Genomic DNA, 26,241 nt, shown 5'->3' on the forward strand with positions numbered 1-26,241 from the left:
TTTTAACAATTCCAAGCATTTATTGCAAGGGGTCCATTGGATAAGAAAATGATGGATCTCCTTCTCCCCCCATACCACCATAAAAATTAGGTACTTTTCCGAGGATGGTGGCTTGATCAATTGGAATGTTATTCGTTACGACAGTTGTTTCTGTAGAAAAAGGAATAACGATTCGAACATTCACTTCAAAATGAATCGTCAGTTCAAATAAAGCAGCGTTAATCCCATATTCCGTCATCTTAATATCAACTTCAGATTGTACGTCTCCAATCACTCTAAGTTGCACAGGGACTTTTGGTCCTAAGTTCGCAAGTAAACTGTTGTTTGTCGCTACGCCGATGGGAAGTTCGATAAGAGTCGCTGGCTGTTCTCCTAATTCTTCCTGTGTGCGATCAGGATCAATATTAGGCTCTAAAGAAGTATCCTCCATAGGAAGCTCGCCAAGCTCCATCCTTTTTAAAAAGTTTTGGACACGTATGGTCGTATCACGAAGCGCTCGGTTTACCACAACAGAGTTCCAACCCATATAAACGATGTTTCCTTGGTTATCTTTCTCCATATTTACGAGGTCATTGAATTGTAAATCTTCTGCGATCGTTTTGCTGACTGCTTCATTAATGGCATCCCTTGCCAGCTGCTGAGCCTTCGTTTCAGCAATTTCAACGAGCGCCGGGGTCACACCTCTGTTAATGAACCAGAGGCTTAACGCTGTGAAAAGGGCGAAAAACAGCAGACTAAGCACAATCCTTTTTCCGATCGTGGAACCAGTAGTCGCACTCTTTTTTGGCATAGAACAACCCTCCTCATCTATCTATATGAAAGAAAAGAAGGGTTTAAGCATCAACTTACCGATGTCAGATGACAATTTGCGATCATAATATTCAATTCTTTGGACAAGTCGATGTCTCGTCCTCTTGTCCCATCACTGTTTATTTCCCTTACGACGGGACGATCACACAGGTTTGGGTTTTGTTTAACGACAATCGCATCACGTCCATCATCCAGTTGAACAGATAATCCGTTTGGATAAACCGCAATACAGCGCCTGAAAGCCTCAACCATGCTTTGATCAAACAAAGAACCCGATCCTGAATATAAGATTTCTAAGCCTTCATGAGGAAGCATGGCTTCCCGATATACACGATTACTGGTGACAGCATCAAATACATCGGCAATGGCTAGAATCTTTCCGAATAGATGAATGTCATCACTCTTGATTCCCCTCGGATATCCTGATCCATCCATCCTCTCGTGGTGTTGGTACGCGCAATGCGCCGCTAAAAGAGGAATGTTAGGTGATTGGCGCAGGATTTCAAACCCAGCTTCTGCATGTGTTTGAATAGCTTCGAATTCATCCCCCGTCAACCTGCCCGGCTTGAGGAGGATCTCTCTCGGTACGTTCATTTTCCCTACGTCATGAAGGATGGCACCTAGTCCGAGTTCCTCTATCCTAGGAGATGTCAGGTTCAACTCTTTCCCTAAAGCAAGAGCGTACATGGTGACGTTCAATGAATGGGTAAAGATATAATCATCATGGGTACAAACATCCGACAACAATGACATGACTTCTCCATGATTCCGTAATTCTCTAATTAGAGAACGCACAACCCCACGCATTTCTTTTCCCGTTTCCTCTAAAACATAGCGATGTTCCGATAAGACAGAGTGATGGATGGTGGAAAAGGACTGTTTAATAGAATGGATCGCCTTCATCCGTGTCTTTTCAGAGAGAGGAGAGTCGGCAATGATATCTGATGTTCGTCCATCTTCAATATACACATAAGTAATATCAAAACTTTTTAAACGTTCGATGATCCGCGGTGTAAAAGCGACACCTTGTTGGAGAAGCGCTTGACCGCTTTCATTGTAAATGGTTTTAGCTAATACAGCCCCTGGTAGCAGTGAATTTGTTGCAACGACTCTCATAATAAACTCCTTACGATCCGTTATGTAAGAGAGCTACCTAAGAAGGTAGCTCCACGTGTTAAGACTTAAGTGCTTCAGATAAAAGATCTCGCAATAATTCCGGCATAAAATATTTCTTTGACTTCGCATAAGCGATTTCAGGAAAGAATCGACCAAACGTAAAGGTGTCAGCTGTAGCGAACTGATACGTCCGATCATAATCAATCGGTTCACCAGCAAAGGTAACACGCTTTACATGTTCACCACCATCATCATCCATTCCCATTTCTATGTCAATACCTGCAAAAACCATTTTACCGATCACTTCGCCTCTGAAGCCAAACCCTTTCAGCCTTATTTCCGTAAGTTCTTTCGTATGTGCCGCTCGTACCACTTCCAGCAGTTCATCACCTTTCAATTCGACAAGACAGGGATTCATCGGATGGGGACAAATACGATGAATATCTTCATAAGTAATCTCTCCAGCAGATAAATGATCGAGAAGCACACCTGCATTTAACATCGCTATATCCGCTGATGTCCACAAGCGTAATTGATCAGTCAAGCGTTTCATAAGCGGGGTGTCTTGAAACCATGCGATGTGCAGAGGTTCACGGAGATAAGTCACGGGAGTGCCTAGTTCATGAACAGCTTTAGAACGGATCTCCTTGACTTTTTTTGTTACTCCATCATCTTTTTTCAGTTGTTCCGTTGGTATGGCATAGGCCTCTTTCTTTTCCAGGTGGCGGGTGTCGATGTTCCATTCTACAGCAACTTCACCGAGGTGTGTCCCATGTTTACCTGCTGCTGTCAACAAGACCCCATCAATATATTCACCATTCTTGAAAAGATGGTGCGTGTGCCCTCCAATGATAATATCAATGTCTGAATAACGTCTCGCGATTTCCTCGTCTTCATTAATACCTAGGTGTGAAAGTAAGATAATGATATCCGTTTGATTTCTCAACTCTTCGATTACCCCATCCAAGATATCGAATGGCGAAAGCACATCCCACCCTAGTTGCTGGTAGAATGCTTGAAATGGAGCAGTCAAACCTAATACGCCAATTTTCGTCCCATATTTGGACTCAAGAATGTGGTAGGGCTTTAACCAAGCAGGTGAAGAGGAGCTCTTACAATCCAAATTGGCACAAACGACCCGAAAAGTCGCATGATCGTATAAGGAATGAAGATCTTCGCTCGCTAAAGTAATGCCTTCATTATTCCCGATCGTTGCCACATCATATCCAGCTTCATTCAATAGTTCTACGTTGCCTTTTCCCATCAAGCCTTCCGCTATCGGATGGAAACGATCAACATGATCGCCATTATCAAAAAGCCAGTACTCTTCGCCTTTTTTCTCGTGTTTCTTTTTTTGATCATTAAAATACCCGACGATTTGTGGCCAATTTTCAAAGTGACTGTGCAGATCGCTTGTATAATAAAAGTATAGTTTTTCCTTCATCATCAGTCTCCTCACCCTAAACCTTGCCAAATTAAACGTATGCCAATCAATACGAGCAGTACTCTCAGGAATCTTTCCACTACTTGTCCATCAAGCCGTCGATTGACCCATGCCCCAAGCGTTCCTCCTAAGTAAGCTCCCGGAATAAACCAGAGGGTGTGACTCCAGTCCACATGACCTAAAACAACATGTGTCGCAGAGCTTGTTATGCTCGCAAAAAAAATCATGAACATAGAAGTCGCTGTAGCAATATGAGGGGGTATGTTCAATAGTAAAATCATAGCTGGGACCATTAGAGATCCTCCACCTATGCCTAATAAACCAGAAAGCATGCCTACACAAAACGATAAGATGAATCCAACCCAAAAAGGCATCCGGTACTTATACACTTTCCCGTCCACTGTTTTCTCTCTCGACATACCTGTTTTAAATAAGGACTGTCCTGCTTCTCTTCTCGGAATAAAAAACAGTAAAGAAACCGCAATCATAACAATTCCAAAGAAAAGAGAAAAACCATCCGTTTCAAAAAATTGATTCAGCCAGGAGCCTAAAATGCCTCCCGGAATGCTGCCACTCAAAAAAACTAGTCCAATTCCTGTATCAACACGGTGGTGCTTCATATACGAGATGGCTGAGGACATCCCCGTAAAAATCATCACAACTAAAGAAATTCCCACGATTGTCTGGGGGGTAACCCAATCGAAGGAAGCAAAATGATCACCTAAAAATAGGAGAACAGGAACTAAAATAACGCCTCCTCCAAGGCCTGCCACACTGCCAACCAGGGCTGTGATTAAACCGATCACAAACATAATCAAAAACATATCGAATCTTCCTTAACTCTTAATAGATAATATTATAGTATCATGTTTTGTATTCATAAAACATCTTGCCTCCACTGGAGTATCAAACATCCCCATTAATTATAGAAAAGCTCCTTATTCTTAAAGACTTGATTTCGAGACTTTTGTTGAGTGGATGGGGGCTGCGGGGAATAGCTCGCTTTCCGCGGGAGCGCGGTGAGCCTCCTCGGACTGCGTCCTGTGGGGTCTCACCCTGCACTTTTTTCCCGCAGGAGTCTCGCCATTTCCCTCCGCCCCTTTGCCATGGAAGATTCTCAAAACCACTACTAAAAGGTCAGCTCGTATAATTATGGGAAGTGGATTATAGAACACCTCTATAGCACATAAAAGCTTGATCCTGAGCGCTTTATACCTCTCCCAATACGATAGTGAAAGACCATGCAACTTGGTACAGGGGTTCGTTTCTCCCTCACATCGAAAGGGGTTGCTGGGAAGCTGCGAGACTCCCGTGGGAGAAAGGAGATAGGCGAGATCCCGCAGGGCGTAGCCCGAGGAAGCTCGGCACTCCCCCACAGGAAAGTGTTCAAATGCGGAATCGCCCTGGTAGACACGACTGGCATAAGCAGAACAGCAACGGAATGTCCCTTTCATTCCTTTGCTGTTCTGCTTATGACGCGAGTGTCTGGGCGATGGAGCTAGACGAGTAGCTTCCCAGCCACCCCTGGCGCTCAACCCGGGCAACGAACCCCGAAAAGTCTCGAAACTGAGTCTTCCACAATCCTGCCATATACTTATATAACTACTAAGCAGAATCAATTTACCGGTCCACGATGAAAAAGCCGTGCAGATGATATCTGCACGGCTTTATATCTTTTATTAACCGATGGAACCTTCCATTTCGAATTTGATTAGACGGTTCATTTCTACGGCATACTCCATTGGGAGCTCTTTAGTGAACGGCTCAATGAAGCCCATGACGATCATTTCCGTAGCTTCTTCTTCAGAAAGACCACGACTCATCAAGTAGAACAACTGCTCTTCTGACACCTTAGAAACTTTCGCTTCGTGCTCAAGAGAGATGTTCTCGTTCATGATTTCATTGTAAGGAATCGTATCTGATGTAGACTCGTTATCCATGATGAGCGTATCGCACTCAACGTTGGAACGAGCACCTTCAGCTTTACGACCGAATTGAACAATTCCGCGATACGTTACTTTACCACCATGTTTAGAGATGGATTTAGAAACGATCGTAGAAGAAGTGTTTGGTGCCAAGTGGTGCATTTTAGCACCGGCATCCTGGTGCTGCCCTTTACCAGCTAGAGCGATGGAAAGCGTCATTCCACGCGCGCCTTCACCTTTAAGAAGCACAGCAGGATACTTCATCGTCAATTTGGAACCAAGGTTTCCGTCGACCCATTCCATTGTAGCGTTTGACTCTGCAACCGCACGTTTTGTTACAAGGTTGTACACGTTGTTCGCCCAGTTTTGGATCGTTGTATAACGGCAATAAGCGTTATCCTTAACAAAGATTTCTACAACGGCACTATGCAGAGAGCTTGAAGAATACGTTGGTGCTGTACAACCTTCTACGTAGTGAACAGAAGACCCTTCGTCAGCAATGATCAACGTACGCTCAAATTGACCCATATTCTCAGAGTTGATACGGAAGTATGCTTGCAAAGGCGTTTCTACTTTCGTATCTTTCGGTACATAAATGAAGGAACCTCCGGACCAAACCGCAGAGTTCAACGCTGCGAATTTGTTATCAGACGGTGGAATAACTTTACCGAAGTACTCTTTGAAAAGATCTTCATTCTCTTTAAGTGCAGAGTCCGTGTCCTTGAAAATAACACCCAAATCTTCAAGGTCTTTTTCCATGTTGTGATAAACGACCTCGGATTCATACTGAGCGGATACACCAGCAAGGTACTTCTGCTCGGCTTCTGGAATACCCAGACGGTCGAATGTGTTTTTAATTTCTTCAGGTACTTCATCCCATGAACGCTCTGAACGTTCAGATGGCTTCACATAATAAGTGATGTCATCAAAATTTAGTTCAGATAGATCGCCGCCCCACTGAGGCATCGGCATTTTATAGAACTGCTCCAAAGACTTCAAACGGAAGTCTAGCATCCACTTCGGTTCTTCTTTATAGTTGGAGATTTGTTCAACGACTTCTTTCGTCAAACCTTTTTGCGTACGGAAAATCGAAACATCTTTTTCGTGGAAACCGTATTGATACTCTCCCACTTCTGGCGCTTTTTTGGCCATGTTATATACCTCCTTTTGGTATAGAAAAGCTTAGTCTTCCTTCTCTACATCTACACCCTTTTCCATTGCTTTCCAAGCTAGTGTCGCACATTTAATACGGGCAGGGAACTTGGAAACTCCCTGTAGGGCTTCAATATCTCCAAGGTCTATGTTGCCTTCGTCGATATCTTTCCCCTGCATCAGGTCAGAAAAGAGCTCAGACATTTTCAGTGCTTCGTCAACTGGCTTTCCTTTGATTGCCTGTGTCATCATGGAGGCTGAGGATAGGCTGATAGAACAGCCCTCACCATCGAACTTAGCATCCTTCACAATGCCATCGTCGACCAACAACTGCAGCTGAATGCGGTCCCCACATGTAGGATTGTTCATATCTACAGTCATAGGATTTCCTTCGATGGAACCACGGTTGCGCGGATTTTTATAATGATCCATGATGACTTGACGATAAAGTGTATCCAGGTTATTAAAAGACATCGCCAAAATACTCCTTTGTTGTTTTTAATCCTGCAACAAGTTTATCAATTTCTTCTTCAGTATTATACAAGTAAAAGCTTGCTCTTGCCGTCGCTGAAACTTCCAGCCAACGCATCAATGGCTGCGCACAATGGTGCCCTGCACGTACAGCGATTCCCTCAGCGTCTAAAACCGTAGCAAGATCGTGAGGGTGGACATCTGATAGGTTGAAAGTGACAAGACCGGCCCTATGCTCTGGGCCATAAATGGTCATGCCATCGACTTTATTCATTTCTTGCATGGCATAAGAAGCAAGTTTCTCTTCATGATCCTTGATTTCATCTAATCCGATATCTGTAAGAAAATCAATGGCAGCACCTAGGCCGACAGCTCCACCAATGATGGGTGTGCCTCCCTCAAACTTCCAAGGGAGTTCCTTCCATGTCGAATCATAAAGATTGACGAAATCAATCATTTCCCCACCAAATTCAACAGGCTCCATTTTCTCAAGAAGTGCCTTCTTCCCGTATAGAACTCCGATTCCAGTCGGACCGCACATCTTGTGACCTGAGAAAGCGTAAAAATCAGCATCCAAGTCCTGAACATCGATCTTCATGTGAGGAGCACTTTGTGCACCATCAACAAGCATAACAGCTCCTTGGTTATGGGCAATTTGAGCAATCTCTTTCACCGGATTGATTGTCCCAAGAACATTCGACACATGCATGACAGAAACAATTTTGGTATTGGATGTCACTGTCTTTTGTACATCCTCTAAAAGAATGGTGCCATCAGATTGCAATGGAATATACTTCAAAGTAGCTCCAGTTTCCTTAACAATCTGCTGCCATGGAATAATGTTGCTGTGGTGTTCCATCGGAGTGATGACAACTTCATCACCTTCACTCAAGTTCGCACGGCCATAGCTCGCCGCAACGGTATTGATGGCTGTTGTCGTCCCACGTGTGAAGATGACTTCCTGAGTACTGGACGCATTAATAAAGCGTCTCACTTTCTCACGCGCGCCTTCATACTCGTCTGTCGCTTTTGTGCCAAGCGTGTGAACACCTCTATGGACATTAGAGTTGTATCCGCGATAGTACTCATCAAGCTTCTCGATCACCTTGATCGGTTTCTGAGAAGTCGCTGATGAATCCAAATACACGAGCGGATGTCCATTTACTTCCTGGTGTAGAATAGGAAATTCGTCGCGTACCGCTTTTACATCCATTAATATACTTTCCTTTCAATCACTTGCTGCAACTGGCGCTTAACAGCTTCAACAGGCAATTGGTTTACTACTGGAGCAAGGAATCCGTGAATGATTAATCGCTCTGCTTCGAACTTGGAAATTCCACGGCTCATCAAATAATACAATTGAATCGGGTCCACACGTCCAACAGAAGCGGCGTGTCCCGCTGTTACGTCATCTTCATCAATGAGAAGGATCGGGTTCGCGTCACCACGAGCGTCACTGCTCAGCATAAGAACACGTGATTCCTGCTCGGCATTAGACTTGCTTGCCCCATGTTCAATTTTACCGATTCCGTTGAAAATAGCCGACGCTTTATCCTTCATCACCCCGTGTTGAAGAATGTAACCGTCAGAGCCTTTTCCGAAGTGCGTGATGTTAGCTGTAAAGTTTTGCTTCTGTTTTCCACGTCCAATAGCAACTGTTTTCGCGTTGGAGTGTGAGTTGTCACCAATCAAGTGTGTGATATTCTCAGAAACGGTATCGCCTTCGTTCATTTGTCCAAGCGCCCATTCAATAACGGAATCACGATAAGCAACTCCACGGCGATTGGCATAAACGGTCGTGCCTGCTTCAAAGTTGTCGACCGCACCGAAGGATACTTTTGCTCCATCTTTAGCGATAACTTCTGTCACAATGTTCGCGGAAGTTTTCTCTTCTTTATTGTGAGAAATATAGTTCTCTACATATGTCACGGAACTATTCTCTTCGGCCACGACTAAAATGTGGTTGATCAGGGAAGCCTTTGGATCTTCCTGCCAGAAAATCGCCTGAATAGGATCTTCTATTTGCACATTCTTTGGAACGTAAAGAAAAATTCCTCCGTTCATAAGAGCAGCATGAAGGGCAGTCAAACGATGCTCATCCATGTGAACGGCATCGTTCATGTAATACTTCTCCACCAATTCACTATGCTCTCTAAGGGCTGTACCGATATCAGTGAAAATGACACCCTGATCTTTCAATTTCTGATCAATGGTTCCGTAAGCCACTGTATGGTTACGCTGAATGACCAGGTTCTGCTGTTCTTTTTCTTCATCTAAGAAATCTTTGATTTCAACTGGAAGTTCATCAAGAGTTTCAATACGATCACCCGTTACGTGATGCTCGAACTCTGTGAAGTTCCATTTGGAGATATTCGTTTTATCTGGTTTCGGAAGCGGTAAAGATTCCGATTTCTCCAGGGCGCTTAGACGAAGGTTCTTCATCCATTCAGGCTCATTCTGCCCTTGGGAGAATTGTGAGATGTACTCTTTGTCATATGGTAGTGAGACTTCTACTGTCATGGTTACCCTCCTATCTTAATTACGCGTTAACGGTTTCGTCTTCGATGCCAAGTTCCTGTTTAATCCAGTCATAACCTTCCGCTTCAAGACGCTGGGAAAGTTCTGGTCCACCAGATTTAACAACACGTCCTTGCATCATAACGTGTACTTTATCAGGAGTGATGTAGTTCAATAGACGTTGGTAGTGAGTGATGATCAAGCAACCGAAAGCATCATTGCGCATTTCGTTGATCCCTTTTGCAACAACTTTCAATGCATCGATATCAAGACCAGAATCGATTTCATCCAAAATAGCAATGGCTGGTTGGATCATCATTAATTGTAGGATTTCGTTACGTTTTTTCTCACCGCCGGAGAAACCTTCGTTAAGATAACGCTGTGCCATGTTTTTATCCATATCAAGCGTATCCATTTTCGCATCCATCTCTTTGATGAATTTCATAAGGGAGATTTCATCGCCTTCTTCACGGTGAGCGTTAACGGAAGAACGCAGGAAATCAGAATTTGTTACGCCACTAATTTCGCTAGGATATTGCATAGCAAGGAATAAACCTGCTTGAGCTCGCTCGTCCACTTCCATTTCAAGAACGTTTTCGCCGTCAAGCAATACTTCACCTTTTGTTACTTCATATTTAGGGTGACCCATAATTGCGGAAGCCAGTGTAGATTTACCAGTTCCGTTCGGTCCCATAACAGCGTGGAATTCCCCACCGTTGATTGTTAAATTAACACCTTTAAGGATTTCTTGACCTTCGATTTCTACATGAAGATCTTTGATTTCTAAAGTTGATCCTGCCATAAATGAATACCTCCAGTATCTATTTTTATAGAATGTCCAAGTTGATCGGAAACAAAGAACCATTCTCAATTTATTCTCATTACAATCTTATATCATTTAGTGCTTGTTATCAACTTTTTCCGTTTTATGTGAAGCCAAGGAAATGAACATATAACAAACAAATTTCTACATTTTTCATGTGTATTATAACATGAAAAAATCAGGTGGCTAAACACACCTGATTTTTTCGTTACATCTCATGATTTATCTATGCAATCGACGGTCGACCTGGGCAATCATTTTCTGACTCTCTTCGAATTCACGTTGGCGTTTTTCTTCTACTTTCAAGCGTGTATCCAACTTTCTGCTGTACTCCGCATAACTCATGTTATGGGATTGGTGCATGGCTTTCTCCATATCAGCAGTATAATTCAAGTTCAGATCGTCACTAATAACGAATCAACCCTTTCAGATTATTTACACAATTTAAAGTACCACAAATACAATACCCAAATAAAACCTCACGAAACTTTAAATTATTTCAAAACAAATCTTTTTGGTTGATGTAAGCGTTTACCGCAGGCGTGTATATAGAATACATCCCATTTCCTTGAATTTTCTAATAATTTTATTAATTGACCGTTGTCGTTAAATCCATGTATGCATCCTGCACAAGCGTTACGGCCTGACTTAAAGCCGCTCCACCTCCAAATGCCGCAGCCACACCACAAGCTTCTAATATTTCCTTTTCTGTTGCGCCCTGGTCGACACAGCCTTTCGTGTGGTAGATCATACAATACTCGTCCTGAGCAACAATGCTGATTCCTAATGCCATCAATTGCTTTTCTTTTTTAGATAGTTCCCCAGCCTTAAAACATTCTTGTGTGAATTCATCGAACTTATGAGAAACTTCCGGCATGTGCTCTCTGAAGGCTCCCATTCCTTCTTTATAATCATGTAAATACGTTTGCGTCCACGTCATATTTTGCTCCTGCATATGAAAACCTCCCAATAAAAATAAGTGACTGCGGTTAGTATAAACCGCAGTCACCCATTTTATCCGTTATTCAGCATCACCCGATACTGGCACAACAGCACCGTCATATTCTTCTTTTATGAAATTCACGATCTCTTCAGAACGAAGAACTTCTACAAGGGTATTCAATGCTTCATTGTCCTTATCTTCACTATTAGCAGCCACAACGTTCACGTAAGGAGAATCAGATTCCTCCAAAATAATTGAATCCTCACTAGGTGATAGTCCCGCTTCAATGGCATAGTTCGTATTGATTGCTACGAGCACGTCTTCTTCACGTTGATAAACTTGTGGAAGGTTAGCTGCATCTACTCCCGTATCAAATTCGATATTTTTAGGATTTTCTACAATATCCTGTACAGTAGCCTCTACTTTTTCAACACTTTCATCCAATTTGATCAATCCTTCTTTCTCTAAGAGCGAAAGGACTCGACCATGGGTGGATACAGAACGACTCATGACTAGCTGTGTACCTTCTTCAACGTCTTCCAGGTTTTCATATTTTTGAGAATAAACTCCGATCGGCTCAATATGGATCCCGCCAAGGTTTGCAAAGTCATACCCTTTCTCTTCTTCTTGGGTTTCCATATAAGGGATCGTTTGGAAATAGTTCGCGTCAATACGACCTTCATCTAAGTCCTGGTTCGGTAAAATGTAATCTTGATATTCTTCAATCGTTAATGTAATTCCTTCCTCTTCAAGCATAGGTTTTGCTTTCTCTAGCACTTCAGCATGAGGGACACTGGTAGCTCCTACCTTAATCTCTTTTGTTCCACCTTCTTCTCCTTCAGATCCTGAAGCGTTTTCTTCCTCATTTGATGATCCGCATGCTGCGAGCACAAGGATAAATAATACAGCAATTAAACTCGTCCAGATTTTTTTCATTATAAATTCTCTCCCTTTTTCTTATTTTTATCTTTTATCCAATTTCCGTGAGATGGCATCCCCGATGAATTGGAAAATAAACACAATTAAAATGATTAAAATAGTACAAATGAATACAACATCAAAGTTACTTCTTTGGAAACCGTAGAAATAGGCGAAATCACCAAGACCACCAGATCCGATGGCGCCGGCTACTGCAGTGTATCCAATCAATGCGATCGCTGTTACGGTAATCCCTGATATCAGAGCTGGCATCGATTCCGGAAGCAATACTTTGAAAATGATGGTCGAATACTTAGCTCCCATAGATTTTGCGGCTTCCACGACACCTTTATCGACTTCTTTCAAAGCAATTTCCACTAAACGGGCATAGAATGGAGCTCCACCAATAATTAGTGCAGGTAGCGCTGCTTGAGGCCCTCGAATAGTTCCAATCAGAAAATCAGTAAACGGGAACAATAATAAAATGAGAATGATAAACGGAATCGCTCTAAATATGTTAACGACTGAGGCTGTAATCCAATTCAATGTTTTGTTTGCCCAAAGACCCCCAGGTCCGGTCAAATAAAGGAGGAGACCCAAAAGCAAACCTAAAACGAATGTCCCAGCGACAGAAACCAGCGTCATGTACAAGGTTTCATTTGTAGCTGTAATCATGTCTTCCATTCTTACGTTCGGGAACCATTGATTAAACATGTGGATTCACCTCCACTTCTACGGATGTTGATTCAATATATTCGATGGCTCGCTCGACTTCTTTTCGGTCTCCATCAAACTGAACGAACATTGTTCCATACGCACCTTTTTGTGTTTGGGTAATCTTTCCGTGTAGAATGTTGACGTCTACTTCAAACTTCCTTGAAAGATCACTAATCAGCGCCTGGTTTGTACTTTCTCCTACAAAATGGAGTCGTATGATCTCTCCAGATTGATATTTATCCTTAATTAATTCCAAGGAAGTTTCTTTTTCTGGATCGCCCATCACTTGATCGACAAACTTCTTTGTGACTGCCTTCTGAGGATGGAGAAAGACATCCAGGACTTCCCCTTGTTCTACAATTTTCCCTTGTTCCATAACCGCCACCTGATGACAAATTTTGCGAATGACATGCATCTCATGTGTTATCAGGACGATTGTGAGGCCAAGCTTTTCGTTAATATCCACAAGGAGATCAAGAATCGAATCCGTGGTCTCAGGGTCCAACGCAGATGTGGCTTCATCACATAAGAGAACTTTAGGGTTGTTTGCAAGCGCTCTGGCTATTCCCACTCTCTGCTTTTGTCCCCCGCTCAATTGGGATGGATAAGAGCCTCCCCGGCCTTTCAACCCGACCAATTCAATCAATTCATCGACACGTTTTTGCCTTTCTGCTTTAGGGATTCCGGCGATTTCCAACGGAAAAGCAATATTATCATGTACGGTTCGTGACCAAAGCAAATTGAAATGCTGGAATATCATTCCAATTTCCTGTCTAGCCAACCTTAATTTTCCTTTGCTTAAAGAAGTAAGTTCCTGATCATCGACAAGTACGCTTCCTTCTGTGGGATCTTCCAAACGGTTCAGTAATCGAATAAACGTACTTTTACCTGCCCCACTATAGCCGATCACCCCATAAATTTCCCCTTTGTTAATGTTAAGACTTAAATCATCCACTGCTCGAACTTCTTGATCTTTCGTTTGGAAGATCTTTGATAGTCCTTTAATTGTAATCATGCTGCTTTCCCTCCACTTCCAAAAAACGCCACTCTGTTTTGAGAACAGAGTGGCGTTTTTAATCATACCTAAAATCTGTTCTCTCATCTGTCAAAGCATAATGCTTTGCAGGAATTGGCACCTGAGCAAAAAAGTTTTGCCGGTTGCCGGGCATCATCGGGCCAGTCCCTCCGCCACTCTGGATAAGAGATTTTATCTTATTAAATTATTATTACTTTAATTCGTTTAAGTAGCACAAAGAGGATTTTAGCACCGTACGAATTTTGTGTCAACTTAAAAACAGATTGTTCAGAAAAAAGGTTGAAAATATAAAAGCTCTTTTAGCCAGAGCCTTGAAATTATATTGCTTATATAGCACCCATTCCTTAAAAGTTACCAAACAAAAAATCTCTTCTTTAATAGAAGAGATTACAGCTTTTAACATGTCTCATCTATCAAAGTCAATGACTTTGCAGGATTTAGCACCGTGCAGTTTACCTGCCGGTTGCCGGGCATCGTCGGGCCAGTCCCTCCGCCACTCTGGATAAGTGAAGATGTCGATATGAATTTAATAATTATGTTAGCATGGGAAATAGATAAGCGTCAATCCAAAACCTTCACCCGATAAAAGGAGAATGATTTTGAACAAACAAGCCCCTTTATTTGAACTGCCTTATATCAACAACCACTCTTCTATATATAAACTTGAAGAAGACTTAGGGAAAGTTATTGTGTTAACCTTCTGGGCTTCCTGGTGTCCAGATTGCGGCAAAGACTTACCTATGAAAGAACAACTGTTCAAAACCATGGACCACAACAAAGTAAAAATGCTGACGATCAATGTAACTGGAAGGGAACGGCATGTAGAGGAAGGCATCGAATTCACAGAAAAGTTTTTAACACAACCTACTCTTTCTGACGAAGGACGTTACGTCTATGACTTGTATAATTGTGATGGCGTTCCTTCTACCATCATTATTAATCAACAAGGAGATATCCATGCGAATTTTGACGATCAGTCCTCCTTTTTAGATATTGTAAGCAAATTAGGAGAAATCGTATGATGTTCATAATAATAAAGCGAGCAAGGACATTGGCATGTCCTTGCTCGCTTTTTTGATACCGAATAGCTCCCACATCACATCTAAGTATCGAGAATTTTTAACACTACAATAGTAGTCATTTCCTGGGAAATATGAACACTATTCAACAAAACCAACCACTTTCTCATACATATAGGAAACAGAGTGAAAAGCATAAATCTTTTCCTCTACCTCCCCGCCCCTCGTTACTATCAGACACGGGACACTTTTTATCTTATAATGCTGCATCCACTCAGGGTGCAGAGAAGCATTCATTTCCTTGAAAACTTCTCGATCGAATACAGACTCAAGTGTTGTAAGCATTTGACGTGCTAAGTGACAAGTGGCACAAAAGGGGCTGTGAACAAAGGTGAGGGTCGTTTGTGGAGCTTCAAAGAGCTTCTTTACATCTGTTGTATTTATTTCCTCCACAGCCATCCTCCTATATTAAATAGATCGACTTTACATTAAAATGTCTACTGAGTAAGGCTCTTGCCAATTCAGGTTCTGGCGTAGCTGCCACTTCCCTGAAAGCCTTATCTATATAGATATGTTCGGCGTGAGGAAGCTCTTCCGTCAATTGTTTTCTTAATTTGTAGCCAGAGTCATCTTCATCCACTAGAATATACACGGTCCGATCATCTAAGTTATGATCAAAAATCATTTCTTCCATCCGCTCGATTCCTAAAGTACCATGGGTGCAGATGATTTCAATCTCTTCATCAAGAACCTTATTCAACTTCTTTTTATCCGTGATTCCTTCAACAATGACGATTCGTTCTCCATCCATCTTCATCACCTACTATATAGAAACAGACCATGCCAATCAGGCATGGTCTGAACATGATTAAGATCAAACGTGATCATGTCAGACAAGGTTTCTAATAGCCCTGCCTGTCCAATGCACTATCCTTAGTCTTCATCAATCATTGCTTCATATTCTTCCGGTGTCATCAAGTCATTGATTTTAGAGTTGTCACTTGGTTCAACAACAACCATCCACGCTTTATCGTAAGGGGATTCGTTGACAAACTCCGGGCTGTCTTCCAGGTCTTCGTTTACTTCTACAACTTTACCACTAAGAGGAGCATAAAGTTCAGAGACTGTCTTCACAGATTCTACACTACCAAATGGCTCATCTGCTTCTAGTTCATCCCCGACTTCTGGAAGTTCTACGAATACGATATCCCCAAGTTCTGATTGAGCAAATTCAGTAATACCAACTCTGACTTTCTCTCCTTCTTCTTTCACCCATTCGTGTTCTTCAGAATAACGCAGATCTTTAGGTACGCTCATTTCAATTACCTCCAAAATAATTATAGTTTAACAACAAATATAAACATAAAAGCTATAGGCTTCTATTCCCAATAATGTGCTCACTGAGACCAAACGTTTTCAAACTCTTCTTCCTTGAATCCTACCGTTGTTTTTTCACCATCAGTTAGGATGGGCCGCTTTATCAGCATTCCATCAGATGCTAACCACTCAATCATTTGACCTTCATCTGCTTCTTTTAGCTTTTCCTTCATGTTCAGTTCTCTATACTTTTTCCCACTAGTGTTAAAGAATTTCTTTGCAGGCTTGTCACTAGTAGCGATAAAGCTCTTCATCTGCTCTTCTGAAGGGGGATGATCGACAATATGTACAGATTCGTAGTCAATCCCTTCCTCATCCAACCATTTTTTTGCTTTTTTACACGTACCACAATTGGGGTACCAATAGAAGGTTAAAGACATCTACACACCCTCCTTCATTCTTGTTGTCTAATATTTTATCATAATGAAGGTAAAGATTTCATTTATTTCTATTATTGTCTTCACAATCACCACATAAAGTCCCTCCATAATACCTCCCTATTCTTAAAGACTCAGTTTCGAGATCTTCATATGGCAAAGGTGCGGAGGGAAACGGTGAGACTCCTGCGGGAAGTGCGTGGTAGATGAGACCCCGTAGAGCGTTAGCTCGAGGAGGCTCATCACTCGCCCACGGAAAGCGAACCTTTTCCCGGATCCCCTAAACTCCAACAAAAGTCTCGAAATCAAATCTTACACAATGCTGCCATGTTGTTTAACAAAAAGAAGGTCAAAACGAAGGCCTGCACCTTCGCGTGTTCGAAAGTGCAGGCCCTGTGCCACATTTATCCGTTGATTTTTAAACCGTGTATTTTTCGGCTTCGATCAATGCTTTGGCAATCTCGCGCTTCTTAGGAATAACGTTCGTCGGCGTATGGCGCGTCAGTTTCCTTAATGCACCAAGCATCATTCTTAAGGAATCCCCAGATTCCGCTGCAATTAATGTTTCTTTTGCGTGTCCTTCAATTCGGTTAAAGGCTTCCTGCACATACACTTGTGTATAAAGAAGCTTTTGCTTGTTCTTTTCTTCACCCGATTTGTTGATGGCTTTTTCAGTACGAAGGACGGCAGATTCCATGTTATAAATCTCGCCTACCATATCCGCGATATTTACAAGGAGTTCTTGTTCATTTTCCAGTTTTTCTCCGTATTTCTGTGCGGCAAGACCTGCGGCAAGGAGGCCGATCTTCTTCGCATTTTTCAGTAAATATTTCTCTTGTTCCAGGACTTCTACGCCTGGTTCTTCCGGCATCATCATGATTTCTTCTTGAAGGGCTTGTGCTTGCTGAAGGATAGGCAATTCACCTTTCATTGCTTTCTTCAACAGTGTACCTGGGACGATCATACGATTGATTTCGTTCGTTCCTTCAAAAATTCTGTTGATTCGGGAATCACGGTACATTCTTTCTACTTCATATTCAGCCATGAACCCGTATCCACCATGAATTTGTACCGCTTCATCAACGGCAAAATCAAGGAGTTCTGTACCGAACACTTTGTTCAATGAACATTCGATGGCATATTCTGCGATAACTTTAGCAACAGCAGCGCCATCCTTTAGCTCTTCGTCAGACAATTTACCCATACTTTGTTCGAATAAACCTACCGTACGATACACGGAGCTTTCATTCGCATACGTGTTGGCTGCTACGGAACCGATCTTTTCCTGAATCAGTGGAAAGCTTGCAATTGGAGTCTTGAACTGTTTGCGGTCCTTTGCATACTTGACAGAAAGTTCAATCGCCCGCTTGGATCCACCTACTCCACCAATAGCCAGCTTATAGCGACCGACGTTTAGGATGTTGAAGGCAATGACGTGACCTCGGCCAACTTCCCCAAGAACATTCTCGACAGGGACTTCAGCATCTTCCAGAATCAATGTACGAGTGGAAGAACTCTTAATTCCCATCTTCTTCTCTTCCGGCCCTGTAGATACGCCTGGGTAATCACGCTCCACAATAAAGGCCGTAAACTTATCTCCATCAATTTTTGCATATACGACGAACACATCAGCGAACGCAGAGTTTGTAATCCACTGTTTCTCACCATTTAGCACATAATGAGTTCCTGCATCATTTAACTTGGCTGTCGTTTTCGCTCCAAGAGCATCGGAGCCTGAACCTGGCTCTGTGAGAGCGTAGGCTGCAATTTTCTCCCCAGTCGCAAGGAGTGGAAGATATTTTTGTTTCTGGTCTTCATTACCGAAGAAAACAATGGGTAGGGACCCGATTCCTACGTGAGCACCATGGGTAACGGAAAAGCCTCCAGCACGAGAAAACTTTTCAGTGATTAGAGAAGAGCTGATTTTATCTAACTGTAGTCCACCGTACTCTTCTGGTACATCAGCACCTAACAACCCCAACTCTCCCGCTTGCTTCAATAGAGCAACGGAATGCTCGAATTCATGGTTTTCAAGGTTTTCGATTTTTGGAACAACCTCACCAAGAACAAAATCTTCCGCTGTTTTTGCAATCATTAAATGTTCATCCGTAAAATCTTCCGGTGTAATCACATCTTCTGCAGTCAAATCTTCGACAATGAATCCTCCGCCTTTAATCATCTCTTTCAAATCGCTCATCCTTCTGTTCCTCCCCGAGTTAAATTAATTCAAATACTCCAGCGGCTCCCATACCGCCACCAATACACATCGTTACAACACCGAATTGTTCATTTCTGCGTTTCATTTCATGAATCAAGCTCAGCGTAAGCTTCGTTCCTGTACATCCTAGCGGGTGGCCTAAGGCAATAGCCCCACCGTTCACGTTTACTTTATCTTCATCTAATCCAAGTTCACGTATGACTCGAAGGGATTGAGAAGCAAAAGCTTCATTCAATTCAAAGAGTCCAATGTCGGATAAAGAAAGACCAGCCATTCGTAAAGCTTTCGGTACGGCTTCAATCGGTCCGACTCCCATGATCTCCGGCTCCACTCCCGCCACTGCAAAGGAGCGGAATTTGACTAAAGGTGTAAGACCTTCAGCTTCTGCTTTTTCCCTATCCATCACCATAACAGCTGCTGCACCGTCACTCATTTGCGAAGAGTTCCCCGCTGTTACAGAACCTTTCGTTGAAAAGGCAGGCTTCAGCTTACCAAGCACATCAGGCGTAGTACCTGCTCGAACTCCTTCATCCATTGAAAATAAGGTTTTTGTTTCTTTTACTTTGTGGTCTTTCCCAAGCTCACGGTTCGTCACTTCAACTGGAACGATTTCATCCTCGAATTTCCCTTCCTGGATCGCTCTAGCTGCACGCTCGTGACTCTGAACCGCAAATGCATCCTGATCCGCCCTTGAGATTTCAAAACGATTCGCGACTTCTTCAGCGGTATGACCCATGGACATATAATACTCAGGAGCGTTTTCGACCAACTGGATATTCGGCTTAATCACATGCCCCCCCATAGGGATGAGACTCATGGACTCCGCTCCGCCTGCGATGGCTGTGTCACTGTGACCAAGCATGATTTTTTCTGCGGCATAAGCGATACTTTGCAAACCAGAGGAACAATAACGGTTAACTGTAATCGCTGGTACTTTATGATGAAGTCCGGCAAGCCCTGCAATGTTTCTTGCCATGTTCATTCCTTGTTCTGCTTCAGGCATCGCACACCCGATAATGACATCATCGATGTTGCCCTCATAATTGTTGGCTCTTTTCAAGGTTTCTTTAATTGTCAAAGCGGCCAGGTCATCGGGACGCGTATGTGCGAGTGACCCTTTCTTCGCCCGACCGACTGGTGTACGAGCTCCTGATACGATAACTGCTTCTTTCACGGCTCTTCCCCCTCTTTTGGTTAAATTAATTACGTAGCGGTTTTCCTTTCATGAGCATGTGCTGCATACGTGCTTGAGACTTCGCCTCACCTACGAGACTTAAAAAGGCTTCACGTTCAAGATCTAACAAATACTGCTCATCCACGAGCGTTCCTTCTCTCAACTTTCCTCCTGATAGGACAAAAGCTAGTTTTTCAGCGATTTTAAGATCGTGTTCACTCGCATATCCACTTAGAGCGAGTGATTTAGCTCCTAGAACCATTGTTGCATAGCCCTGCTCGCCCACTACCGGTATTTTCGTCCGTTTAGGCGCCTTGTAGCCTGACCTCGCTAATCCGAGCACTTTTTGTTTCGCATCATGAAGGAGGTGATCTCCGTTGACACTAATCGCATCTCGTGAATCTAAGAAACCATTCTCTTTCGCTTCCTCGCCTGAAGTAGAAACTTTCGCCATAGCGATTTTCTCAAACACACTGTTCGCAACCTTCTGAAGGTCAAAGTCAATGCCTTCAGGTATGTTTCTCAAGTATTTGATATAAAGTTCTTTATTTCCACCACCACCAGGAATTAGACCGACACCAGCTTCTACTAGACCCATATAGGTTTCCTGTGAAGCCTGGATGGCATCAGCTGGCAGACAAACCTCAGCTCCGCCGCCAAGTGTCATTCCGAAAGGTGCGGCAACGACAGGTTTATCCGAATATTTCATTTTCATCATGCTATCCTGGAAACTTTTCACGACCATTTCGATTTCAAAGAAGTTGAAATCTTGCGCTTCCATAAGGATCATCCCAAGGTTTGCACCGACACAGAAGTTTTTCGCCTGATTTCCGATAACAAGACCTTCGAAGTTCTCATCTACATGATCGATGGCATAATTAATCATCTGAATGATATCAAGCCCAATCGCATTGCTTCTGGAATGAAACTCCAGGCCGGCAACCCCATCGCCAAGATCGATTAAACTGGCACCGGCATTTTTCTTAATAACCTCCCGCTCTTCTTTCAAGCGTTTAAGATTAATGACTTTTTCATTAAAGGACTGTTGCTTGTATTTTCCATCATAATAGAAGTAAACGTTTCCATTTTCTTTTTTATAAAATGTATCGATACCTTCATCCAACATCTTCTCTACCCACGTTGGAATCGTCTCTCCTTCTTTCTTCATACGCTCTACAGAAGCTTTCACTCCGATGCTGTCCCACATTTCAAATGGACCGAGTTCCCAGCCGAATCCCCAGCGCATGGCCTCGTCAATAGACGGTACATCATCTGCGATTTCACCGTATAACTCGGCTGAATAAAGTAGAACTGGTTTGACTACAGACCATACTAAGTCTCCCGCACGGTCCCCTTCTGCATTTACGAGCGTTTTCAATTTTCGCTGTGGACCTTTTTCCTGTTTCGCCATTTCAGTGGCCTTGGTTTTTAACTTGCCACGCTTTTCATATTCAAGGGTTTCAGGGTTAAGCTGCAGGATTTCACTTCCCTTTTCACCTTTCTGTTTCAGGAAGAACCCTTGACCACTCTTCGATCCCAACCATCCTTTTTCAAGCATGTTTTTCATGAAGTCAGGGGTTTCAAAAGCTTTTTTCTCTTCTCCTTCTACTTGATCGTACACGTTGTTGGCCACATGGATGAAAGTATCCAAACCAACAACATCAAGCGTACGGAAGGTCGCACTCTTTGGACGACCGATCATCGGACCGGTGACAGAATCCACTTCGCCGACGGAATACCCTTTTTCAAGCATTTGTTGGACGGTCACTAAAAGACCGTAAGTTCCAATTCGATTGGCAATGAAGTTCGGCGTGTCTTTCGCTTCGACGACACCCTTGCCAAGAACATCTTCTCCAAATTCTTTCATGAACTGAAGAACGTCTGGACTTGTATGCTTCGTCGGAATCACTTCTAATAACTTCAAATAACGTGGCGGGTTGAAGAAGTGTGTGCCTAGGAAATGAGCTTTGAAATCCTCGCTGCAGTCTTCGGACATGGCTTCAATGGATATTCCAGAAGTATTGGAACTTACAAAAGCGCCTTTCTTACGGTAGCGATCGACGTCAGCTAAAACTTTTTTCTTGATATCAAGATTCTCGACGACTACTTCAATGACCCAATCGACATCTGATAATCGTTCCATATCATCGGTAAAGTTTCCGACTTCAATGAGATCGAGATTTTGTTTACTCGTTAATGGTGAAGGCTTTTGTTTAAGAAGTGCTTTTTTATTTTCAGCAGCAATTCGATTTCTTACAGCTGTATCTTCCAGCGTAAGCCCTCTTTTTGCCTCTGTATCCGTAAGTTCACGAGGGACGATATCCATCATCAATGTAGGAATTCCTACATTCGCTAAATGTGCGGCGATCCCTGCGCCCATTACTCCTGATCCAAGGACGGCTGCCCGCTTGATTTTGTGATTCATTACATTTCCCCCTATCTCATTTGAATGAATACTCATTCATTTTACAGCCAAAAAAATAAGTACGGCTAATTCGTATCTATGTATAATATAAAATATTTTCAGACATTTCGCAATCCTTTTCTCCATAATTCTGTGAAATCTTCCCTTGGATTTTTCTGGTTCATGTATTCTATGCATGATCATCCTAAAGGATGCCCGCAAGACTGCGGGCTTCAGGTTATTTTCCGAACACACCTTTTAACACAAATGCAACGTTCGCCGGTCTCTCGGCAAGTCTTCTCATAAAATACCCATACCAATCATTTCCATAAGGGACGTACACGCGCATCTTATAACCTTCTTTCACTAACTCTTCTTGTCTTTCCACTCTAATTCCATATAGCATTTGAAATTCAAATTGTTCCTTTGATATATCCTTTTCTTCAACAAGAGATTTCGTGTATTCAATCATGCGATCATCATGACTGGCTACGGCTGTGTAATTCCCGTTCAGCAAATGGATACGGATGATCTTTTTCAAATTTTCATCTACGTCTTTCTTGTCGGGGAAAGCGACCTTAGGTGACTCTTTATAGGCGCCTTTAACAAGTCGTAAATTTGGGTTGTATTTGTCGAGATCTTTTATATCGTCAACGGTACGGTATAAATAGGACTGTAATACGGTTCCGATATGCTGATAATCCTCACGCAGCTTCTTAAAGATTTCAAGCGTCTTTTCACATCTTTCGTAATCCTCCATGTCAATGGTAACAAACACATCTTTTTCTTCAGCGACATCCAAGATCCTGCGCATATTCTCCATGACAAGGTCTTCAGATATATCCAGACCCATAGAAGTTAATTTCAGAGAAAGCTGGGAATCCAACTGATGTTCTGCAATTGCTTCGATCGCTTTTATACAGCCTTCCGCTGCCTCTCTTGCTTCTGCTTCACTATCAATAAATTCCCCTAGGTGGTCGATGGTCACAGCCATCCCTTTCTTATTTAATTCTTGGATTGTTTCAACGGCATCAGGAACAGTTTCTCCCGCTACGAACTTTCCTGCACCAAAGCGAAGGCCATATCTTTTTGCCAACTTTGTAAAAAACCGGTTTTTTGATAAAAATAGAAAAAAGTTTCTGAGTATCCGTTCCATTCTCCTACCCCCTAAACCTTGTTCCCGTTCACAAAAATTATTCTGATTTTTCCGTCATGTAATCGTTAACATACTACTATTTTATCATTTATTAGATGAAATGGGTAAAAATAATGTTTCCTTCGACAAACTCCCATCTCTTTCACCAAAGCAATCTTCAATTATCATGCATGAGATTTTTCTTATAGAAATGAAGAGGAGGGTCATAATAAAAAATGAAAAAAGAAGGAGGAAACGTGATGCAACAACAAAACCAATCGATGCAGCAATCCCAACCTATGTCTCAAGTACCTAACATCGTGAGCACAAAAGATCAGCTTTATCTTGCTGATATGTTGTCCTGGAACTTGAATGCTTGTAAAAAAGCTCATTTCTTCGCACAAAATTGTCAAACGCCGGAAATACAGGCCGCTTTAGAAGAGGCGGGTCAAATGCACCAACGTCATTATGATAAGCTGCTTAACCATTTGAATTCTCAATCCCAAACCACCAACTAAGGAGGAACATCATGAATCAGACGCAAAAGATACAGAATCCTGAAACAAACGTCCCTAAAACTCCACAAATGAATGAGCGAGACTTTGTTAATGACCAGCTGACAACAGAAAAGTATATGACCGCTTCATACAACATTGCATTAAATGAAGCGAGTAATCAAAACATGTATCAGGATCTTGCTACAATATTCAAGGAAACGCAGGACTGCCAACGGAACTTATACAACCTCATGTTTAAAAATGGGTGGTATGCGCTTGAGCAGGCAGAAAAACAAAAAATTGACCAGACGTATCAACAATTCACAGGGTATAAAACCCAATTGCCATACAACGTCCAATAATTCTCAGTGTTTATAGAGCTAAAAAAGAAGCCCGGGTCTGCCGGGCTTCTTTTTGTTTACCCTACAGGCTCATATCCCTGAGCCTCTACGGCTTCTTTCATCATCTTTTTGCTTACATAAGCTTCATCGTATGCAATGTTTACTTTCCCGCTGTTTAAATCAACTTCCACACCATAGACGCCTTCCAATTCTTGAAGGGCACCTTTCACGGACTGCTCGCAGTGATTACATGTCATACCATTTACTTCTAACGTCATTTCCATGATTTCACAACCTTTCTCAATGTAAGCTCTTGTTGAACTATTCCACAAAAGCGTATTTCTTTAACATATTTTTATAAAAGGATGTTTTTTAACCATTTAAAAACCCGCTTCCTATAAAAGGAGCGGGTTATGTTAATAGCTGCAATATTTTTTCAAAGCCTGATGAAGAGAATTAATAAAAGTAATTTCTGATGAAAAATGAATCATTTGAATACGTTTCACCTGCTCCGGACGAACTCCGGTGATGATGACTTGTGAGCCCATATAACATAAAGAGGTCATTAAATTTTTTAGTAATTGAGCGCCATCCTCGTCGATTTGTCCTACTGCGGTAAAATCAAAAAGAACCCTGTCAATATCCCCATCCTGAGTGGCTTGAAGCAATGGCTCTTCCACTGTGTACATTTTATCAGCCGTAATATGACCAAAGAGTGGGATTAAGGCGGTTTCTTCCGTTAAGCGGATAAACGGTGCGGACAGTCGATTCCCGTGCTGGATCGCCTCTTCCAATTTCTCTTTTTCCTCAAGCAGCTGAAAGTTTGTGTCATTTAAGCGTGACCTCAATTGATCCATGGTTTTCGTGACTTTTGATAACTGTTCATCCTTTGGAATAAGCAACACTTCTGCATACAAATCATTTTTCCACTTCACATGCATATCGCATGTAATAGGGTTCTGTTTTTCCTCTGAAGGCTTGAGCGCGATTTCGACAGTGAGTTTATGAACATCAGGGGTGACCCATTTTTCAATTTTAGACAGGCTTCCTTCATCCACGACATTCAATAGGTTGTTCACTTCACCGAACATCGCAACAGCTTCATCCGATAAGGATTCAATCTTAAAATTTTTATTGATGATAAAGTGTGGCAAAGGAAAGCTGCGTTCAACTCGTTTCATTGATCGTTTCTTCCCTTCCTTCATTGAACCAACGTTTAAGATGATCCAGATCCTTGACAACCATCACTTGGTCAGATTCAAATTCTTTCAAGTCGTATTTCTTCACTATTCTTCCGCCTATCATAATCAGCGGATTCCAATCGAATTGAGAAAAACGTTCCAACAACTTCTTGATTGTTTTCAAACGATAGGGCAATGCCGCTGAAATTCCAATAACATCAGGTCGATACTTTTCAATTTGAGTGAAAGAGTGCTCCAAAGGAAGAGCAGGTCCCAAATAACGCACTCTCCACCCGTGGTCTTTAAACGTATCGGCTACCATCTTCAAACCTATGTAATGCTGCTCTTCTTCTACACCGAATAACATAGCCTTGAAATTTTTTTGATGCTTTCTACTTACAGTACCGGTTTCCGAGTCTAATTTTGAAAGCACAAAGTCGCAAATGGCCGTAGCCAAATGTTCGTCTGCAACGGATATTTCATTTCTCTCCCAAAGTTCTCCAATATAATACATGGCGGGCGTTATGATATCTTCATACAGATAAGCCCGCGGATGTTTTTCCAATAAAGTTTTAATATACTCTGCTGCCCCATGTTCATCTCCTTGAAGGAAATAATGGGCTAAAGTTTCGTGTTGCACGTCCAA

At 42.3% G+C, this 26,241-nt stretch carries 28 protein-coding genes and 2 riboswitches; of the genes, 3 read left to right on the forward strand and 25 right to left on the reverse strand.

The window, feature by feature from the left end; translation table 11 throughout:
- Positions 1 to 19: 19 nt before the first annotated feature.
- The 14 genes from yunB to GLV98_RS06045 form a co-directional block, all read right to left on the reverse strand.
- Positions 20 to 790 carry a sporulation protein YunB gene (gene yunB / locus GLV98_RS05985; RefSeq protein WP_146816690.1) on the reverse strand — a complete coding sequence of 257 codons (771 nt, stop codon included), beginning with the start codon at positions 788 to 790 and terminating at the stop codon, positions 20 to 22.
- A 50-nt stretch (positions 791 to 840) separates the two neighbouring features.
- Positions 841 to 1,926, reverse strand: a complete 1,086-nt coding sequence (locus tag GLV98_RS05990; RefSeq protein ID WP_160913113.1) for an HD-GYP domain-containing protein — start codon at positions 1,924 to 1,926, stop codon at positions 841 to 843.
- A gap of 58 nt (positions 1,927 to 1,984) precedes the next feature.
- Complete coding sequence (locus GLV98_RS05995; RefSeq protein WP_202409943.1) at positions 1,985 to 3,370, reverse strand: bifunctional metallophosphatase/5'-nucleotidase; 1,386 nt, start codon at positions 3,368 to 3,370, stop codon at positions 1,985 to 1,987.
- Between the two features lie 11 nt (positions 3,371 to 3,381).
- Positions 3,382 to 4,194, reverse strand: a complete 813-nt coding sequence (locus GLV98_RS06000) for a sulfite exporter TauE/SafE family protein (protein WP_160913117.1) — start codon at positions 4,192 to 4,194, stop codon at positions 3,382 to 3,384.
- Between the two features lie 855 nt (positions 4,195 to 5,049).
- Positions 5,050 to 6,447 carry a Fe-S cluster assembly protein SufB gene (gene sufB / locus GLV98_RS06005; protein WP_146816698.1) on the reverse strand — a complete coding sequence of 466 codons (1,398 nt, stop codon included), beginning with the start codon at positions 6,445 to 6,447 and terminating at the stop codon, positions 5,050 to 5,052.
- A 30-nt stretch (positions 6,448 to 6,477) separates the two neighbouring features.
- A complete protein-coding gene (sufU, locus tag GLV98_RS06010) occupies positions 6,478 to 6,921 on the reverse strand; it encodes a Fe-S cluster assembly sulfur transfer protein SufU (RefSeq protein WP_160913119.1) in 444 nt (147 codons plus the stop codon).
- Entirely contained in the window at positions 6,911 to 8,131 is a 1,221-nt protein-coding gene (locus GLV98_RS06015; RefSeq protein WP_160913121.1) for a cysteine desulfurase, read from the reverse strand. The genes sufU and GLV98_RS06015 overlap by 11 nt, the downstream gene beginning before the upstream one ends.
- A complete protein-coding gene (gene sufD / locus GLV98_RS06020; RefSeq protein ID WP_160913123.1) occupies positions 8,131 to 9,438 on the reverse strand; it encodes a Fe-S cluster assembly protein SufD in 1,308 nt (435 codons plus the stop codon). Before sufD ends, GLV98_RS06015 begins: the two co-directional genes overlap by 1 nt.
- A gap of 19 nt (positions 9,439 to 9,457) precedes the next feature.
- The gene (sufC, locus tag GLV98_RS06025; protein ID WP_146816706.1) at positions 9,458 to 10,237 is read right to left on the reverse strand and encodes a Fe-S cluster assembly ATPase SufC; all 780 of its coding nucleotides are present in this window, start codon (positions 10,235 to 10,237) and stop codon (positions 9,458 to 9,460) included.
- Positions 10,238 to 10,480: 243 nt separating this feature from the next.
- Positions 10,481 to 10,621 carry a hypothetical protein gene (locus GLV98_RS19955; RefSeq protein WP_202410004.1) on the reverse strand — a complete coding sequence of 47 codons (141 nt, stop codon included), beginning with the start codon at positions 10,619 to 10,621 and terminating at the stop codon, positions 10,481 to 10,483.
- Positions 10,622 to 10,847: 226 nt separating this feature from the next.
- Complete coding sequence (locus tag GLV98_RS06030; RefSeq protein ID WP_089654166.1) at positions 10,848 to 11,213, reverse strand: carboxymuconolactone decarboxylase family protein; 366 nt, start codon at positions 11,211 to 11,213, stop codon at positions 10,848 to 10,850.
- Positions 11,214 to 11,279: 66 nt separating this feature from the next.
- A complete protein-coding gene (locus tag GLV98_RS06035) occupies positions 11,280 to 12,137 on the reverse strand; it encodes a MetQ/NlpA family ABC transporter substrate-binding protein (RefSeq protein ID WP_160913125.1) in 858 nt (285 codons plus the stop codon).
- 27 nt (positions 12,138 to 12,164) lie between these two features.
- Positions 12,165 to 12,833: a methionine ABC transporter permease gene (locus GLV98_RS06040; RefSeq protein ID WP_160913127.1), complete on the reverse strand. Its 669-nt coding sequence runs from the start codon at positions 12,831 to 12,833 to the stop codon at positions 12,165 to 12,167.
- On the reverse strand, positions 12,826 to 13,851 hold the full coding sequence (locus GLV98_RS06045; protein ID WP_160913129.1) for a methionine ABC transporter ATP-binding protein: 1,026 nt from the start codon (positions 13,849 to 13,851) through the stop codon (positions 12,826 to 12,828). Before GLV98_RS06045 ends, GLV98_RS06040 begins: the two co-directional genes overlap by 8 nt.
- Before the next feature lie 80 nt (positions 13,852 to 13,931).
- Positions 13,932 to 14,040, reverse strand: a riboswitch (SAM riboswitch).
- Between the two features lie 235 nt (positions 14,041 to 14,275).
- Positions 14,276 to 14,381, reverse strand: a riboswitch (SAM riboswitch).
- A gap of 90 nt (positions 14,382 to 14,471) precedes the next feature.
- Here GLV98_RS06045 and GLV98_RS06050 point away from each other — a divergent pair.
- Positions 14,472 to 14,894: a TlpA family protein disulfide reductase gene (locus GLV98_RS06050; protein ID WP_423785003.1), complete on the forward strand. Its 423-nt coding sequence runs from the start codon at positions 14,472 to 14,474 to the stop codon at positions 14,892 to 14,894.
- Between the two features lie 138 nt (positions 14,895 to 15,032).
- Here the strand turns inward: GLV98_RS06050 and GLV98_RS06055 are convergent, their stop codons facing one another.
- The 8 genes from GLV98_RS06055 to GLV98_RS06090 all read right to left on the reverse strand — a co-directional run bounded on the left by GLV98_RS06055 (position 15,033) and on the right by GLV98_RS06090 (position 23,597).
- On the reverse strand, positions 15,033 to 15,350 hold the full coding sequence (locus tag GLV98_RS06055) for a thioredoxin family protein (protein ID WP_423785004.1): 318 nt from the start codon (positions 15,348 to 15,350) through the stop codon (positions 15,033 to 15,035).
- Between the two features lie 4 nt (positions 15,351 to 15,354).
- Entirely contained in the window at positions 15,355 to 15,702 is a 348-nt protein-coding gene (locus GLV98_RS06060) for a toprim domain-containing protein (RefSeq protein WP_115822662.1), read from the reverse strand.
- 122 nt (positions 15,703 to 15,824) lie between these two features.
- The gene (gene gcvH / locus GLV98_RS06065) at positions 15,825 to 16,208 is read right to left on the reverse strand and encodes a glycine cleavage system protein GcvH (protein ID WP_146816721.1); all 384 of its coding nucleotides are present in this window, start codon (positions 16,206 to 16,208) and stop codon (positions 15,825 to 15,827) included.
- Positions 16,209 to 16,288: 80 nt separating this feature from the next.
- Positions 16,289 to 16,648 (reverse strand): arsenate reductase family protein, encoded by a 360-nt coding sequence (locus tag GLV98_RS06070; RefSeq protein WP_160913133.1) that lies wholly within the window; start codon positions 16,646 to 16,648, stop codon positions 16,289 to 16,291.
- Positions 16,649 to 17,063: 415 nt separating this feature from the next.
- A complete protein-coding gene (locus GLV98_RS06075; protein ID WP_160913136.1) occupies positions 17,064 to 18,842 on the reverse strand; it encodes an acyl-CoA dehydrogenase family protein in 1,779 nt (592 codons plus the stop codon).
- 19 nt (positions 18,843 to 18,861) lie between these two features.
- Positions 18,862 to 20,037 carry an acetyl-CoA C-acetyltransferase gene (locus GLV98_RS06080; protein ID WP_160913138.1) on the reverse strand — a complete coding sequence of 392 codons (1,176 nt, stop codon included), beginning with the start codon at positions 20,035 to 20,037 and terminating at the stop codon, positions 18,862 to 18,864.
- Positions 20,038 to 20,062: 25 nt separating this feature from the next.
- Positions 20,063 to 22,462 (reverse strand): 3-hydroxyacyl-CoA dehydrogenase/enoyl-CoA hydratase family protein, encoded by a 2,400-nt coding sequence (locus GLV98_RS06085; RefSeq protein WP_160913140.1) that lies wholly within the window; start codon positions 22,460 to 22,462, stop codon positions 20,063 to 20,065.
- Positions 22,463 to 22,679: 217 nt separating this feature from the next.
- Positions 22,680 to 23,597 carry a proline dehydrogenase family protein gene (locus tag GLV98_RS06090; protein WP_160913141.1) on the reverse strand — a complete coding sequence of 306 codons (918 nt, stop codon included), beginning with the start codon at positions 23,595 to 23,597 and terminating at the stop codon, positions 22,680 to 22,682.
- Positions 23,598 to 23,836: 239 nt separating this feature from the next.
- Here GLV98_RS06090 and GLV98_RS06095 point away from each other — a divergent pair, with 239 nt between their 5' ends.
- Both GLV98_RS06095 and GLV98_RS06100 read left to right on the forward strand, forming a co-directional pair.
- Positions 23,837 to 24,094 carry a hypothetical protein gene (locus GLV98_RS06095; RefSeq protein ID WP_146816734.1) on the forward strand — a complete coding sequence of 86 codons (258 nt, stop codon included), beginning with the start codon at positions 23,837 to 23,839 and terminating at the stop codon, positions 24,092 to 24,094.
- An 11-nt stretch (positions 24,095 to 24,105) separates the two neighbouring features.
- Positions 24,106 to 24,435 carry a spore coat protein gene (locus GLV98_RS06100; RefSeq protein WP_160913143.1) on the forward strand — a complete coding sequence of 110 codons (330 nt, stop codon included), beginning with the start codon at positions 24,106 to 24,108 and terminating at the stop codon, positions 24,433 to 24,435.
- A gap of 56 nt (positions 24,436 to 24,491) precedes the next feature.
- Here the strand turns inward: GLV98_RS06100 and copZ are convergent, their stop codons facing one another.
- From copZ to GLV98_RS06115, 3 genes are all read right to left on the reverse strand, one after another.
- On the reverse strand, positions 24,492 to 24,698 hold the full coding sequence (gene copZ / locus GLV98_RS06105; RefSeq protein WP_160913146.1) for a copper chaperone CopZ: 207 nt from the start codon (positions 24,696 to 24,698) through the stop codon (positions 24,492 to 24,494).
- A 132-nt stretch (positions 24,699 to 24,830) separates the two neighbouring features.
- Positions 24,831 to 25,595 carry an STAS domain-containing protein gene (locus tag GLV98_RS06110; RefSeq protein WP_160913148.1) on the reverse strand — a complete coding sequence of 255 codons (765 nt, stop codon included), beginning with the start codon at positions 25,593 to 25,595 and terminating at the stop codon, positions 24,831 to 24,833.
- Positions 25,582 to 26,235: a cobalamin B12-binding domain-containing protein gene (locus tag GLV98_RS06115; RefSeq protein WP_337193737.1), complete on the reverse strand. Its 654-nt coding sequence runs from the start codon at positions 26,233 to 26,235 to the stop codon at positions 25,582 to 25,584. Before GLV98_RS06115 ends, GLV98_RS06110 begins: the two co-directional genes overlap by 14 nt.
- Positions 26,236 to 26,241: the final 6 nt, after the last annotated feature.

Source organism: Halobacillus litoralis (assembly GCF_009856415.1).
Taxonomy (GTDB): domain Bacteria; phylum Bacillota; class Bacilli; order Bacillales; family Halobacillaceae; genus Halobacillus; species Halobacillus litoralis_C.

What these genes read in the sequence shown, in the direction of transcription:
- yunB (WP_146816690.1), bottom strand. Translation starts at nt 790, where the DNA reads ATGCCAAAAAAGAGTGCGACTACTGGTTCCACGATCGGAAAAAGGATT.
- GLV98_RS05990 (WP_160913113.1), bottom strand. Translation starts at nt 1,926, where the DNA reads ATGAGAGTCGTTGCAACAAATTCACTGCTACCAGGGGCTGTATTAGCT.
- GLV98_RS05995 (WP_202409943.1), bottom strand. Translation starts at nt 3,370, where the DNA reads ATGAAGGAAAAACTATACTTTTATTATACAAGCGATCTGCACAGTCAC.
- GLV98_RS06000 (WP_160913117.1), bottom strand. Translation starts at nt 4,194, where the DNA reads ATGTTTTTGATTATGTTTGTGATCGGTTTAATCACAGCCCTGGTTGGC.
- sufB (WP_146816698.1), bottom strand. Translation starts at nt 6,447, where the DNA reads ATGGCCAAAAAAGCGCCAGAAGTGGGAGAGTATCAATACGGTTTCCAC.
- sufU (WP_160913119.1), bottom strand. Translation starts at nt 6,921, where the DNA reads ATGTCTTTTAATAACCTGGATACACTTTATCGTCAAGTCATCATGGAT.
- GLV98_RS06015 (WP_160913121.1), bottom strand. Translation starts at nt 8,131, where the DNA reads ATGGATGTAAAAGCGGTACGCGACGAATTTCCTATTCTACACCAGGAA.
- sufD (WP_160913123.1), bottom strand. Translation starts at nt 9,438, where the DNA reads ATGACAGTAGAAGTCTCACTACCATATGACAAAGAGTACATCTCACAA.
- sufC (WP_146816706.1), bottom strand. Translation starts at nt 10,237, where the DNA reads ATGGCAGGATCAACTTTAGAAATCAAAGATCTTCATGTAGAAATCGAA.
- GLV98_RS19955 (WP_202410004.1), bottom strand. Translation starts at nt 10,621, where the DNA reads ATGCACCAATCCCATAACATGAGTTATGCGGAGTACAGCAGAAAGTTG.
- GLV98_RS06030 (WP_089654166.1), bottom strand. Translation starts at nt 11,213, where the DNA reads ATGCAGGAGCAAAATATGACGTGGACGCAAACGTATTTACATGATTAT.
- GLV98_RS06035 (WP_160913125.1), bottom strand. Translation starts at nt 12,137, where the DNA reads ATGAAAAAAATCTGGACGAGTTTAATTGCTGTATTATTTATCCTTGTG.
- GLV98_RS06040 (WP_160913127.1), bottom strand. Translation starts at nt 12,833, where the DNA reads ATGTTTAATCAATGGTTCCCGAACGTAAGAATGGAAGACATGATTACA.
- GLV98_RS06045 (WP_160913129.1), bottom strand. Translation starts at nt 13,851, where the DNA reads ATGATTACAATTAAAGGACTATCAAAGATCTTCCAAACGAAAGATCAA.
- GLV98_RS06055 (WP_423785004.1), bottom strand. Translation starts at nt 15,350, where the DNA reads ATGGCTGTGGAGGAAATAAATACAACAGATGTAAAGAAGCTCTTTGAA.
- GLV98_RS06060 (WP_115822662.1), bottom strand. Translation starts at nt 15,702, where the DNA reads ATGGATGGAGAACGAATCGTCATTGTTGAAGGAATCACGGATAAAAAG.
- gcvH (WP_146816721.1), bottom strand. Translation starts at nt 16,208, where the DNA reads ATGAGCGTACCTAAAGATCTGCGTTATTCTGAAGAACACGAATGGGTG.
- GLV98_RS06070 (WP_160913133.1), bottom strand. Translation starts at nt 16,648, where the DNA reads ATGTCTTTAACCTTCTATTGGTACCCCAATTGTGGTACGTGTAAAAAA.
- GLV98_RS06075 (WP_160913136.1), bottom strand. Translation starts at nt 18,842, where the DNA reads ATGAGCGATTTGAAAGAGATGATTAAAGGCGGAGGATTCATTGTCGAA.
- GLV98_RS06085 (WP_160913140.1), bottom strand. Translation starts at nt 22,462, where the DNA reads ATGAATCACAAAATCAAGCGGGCAGCCGTCCTTGGATCAGGAGTAATG.
- GLV98_RS06090 (WP_160913141.1), bottom strand. Translation starts at nt 23,597, where the DNA reads ATGGAACGGATACTCAGAAACTTTTTTCTATTTTTATCAAAAAACCGG.
- GLV98_RS06095 (WP_146816734.1), top strand. Translation starts at nt 23,837, where the DNA reads ATGCAACAACAAAACCAATCGATGCAGCAATCCCAACCTATGTCTCAA.
- GLV98_RS06100 (WP_160913143.1), top strand. Translation starts at nt 24,106, where the DNA reads ATGAATCAGACGCAAAAGATACAGAATCCTGAAACAAACGTCCCTAAA.
- copZ (WP_160913146.1), bottom strand. Translation starts at nt 24,698, where the DNA reads ATGGAAATGACGTTAGAAGTAAATGGTATGACATGTAATCACTGCGAG.
- GLV98_RS06110 (WP_160913148.1), bottom strand. Translation starts at nt 25,595, where the DNA reads ATGAAACGAGTTGAACGCAGCTTTCCTTTGCCACACTTTATCATCAAT.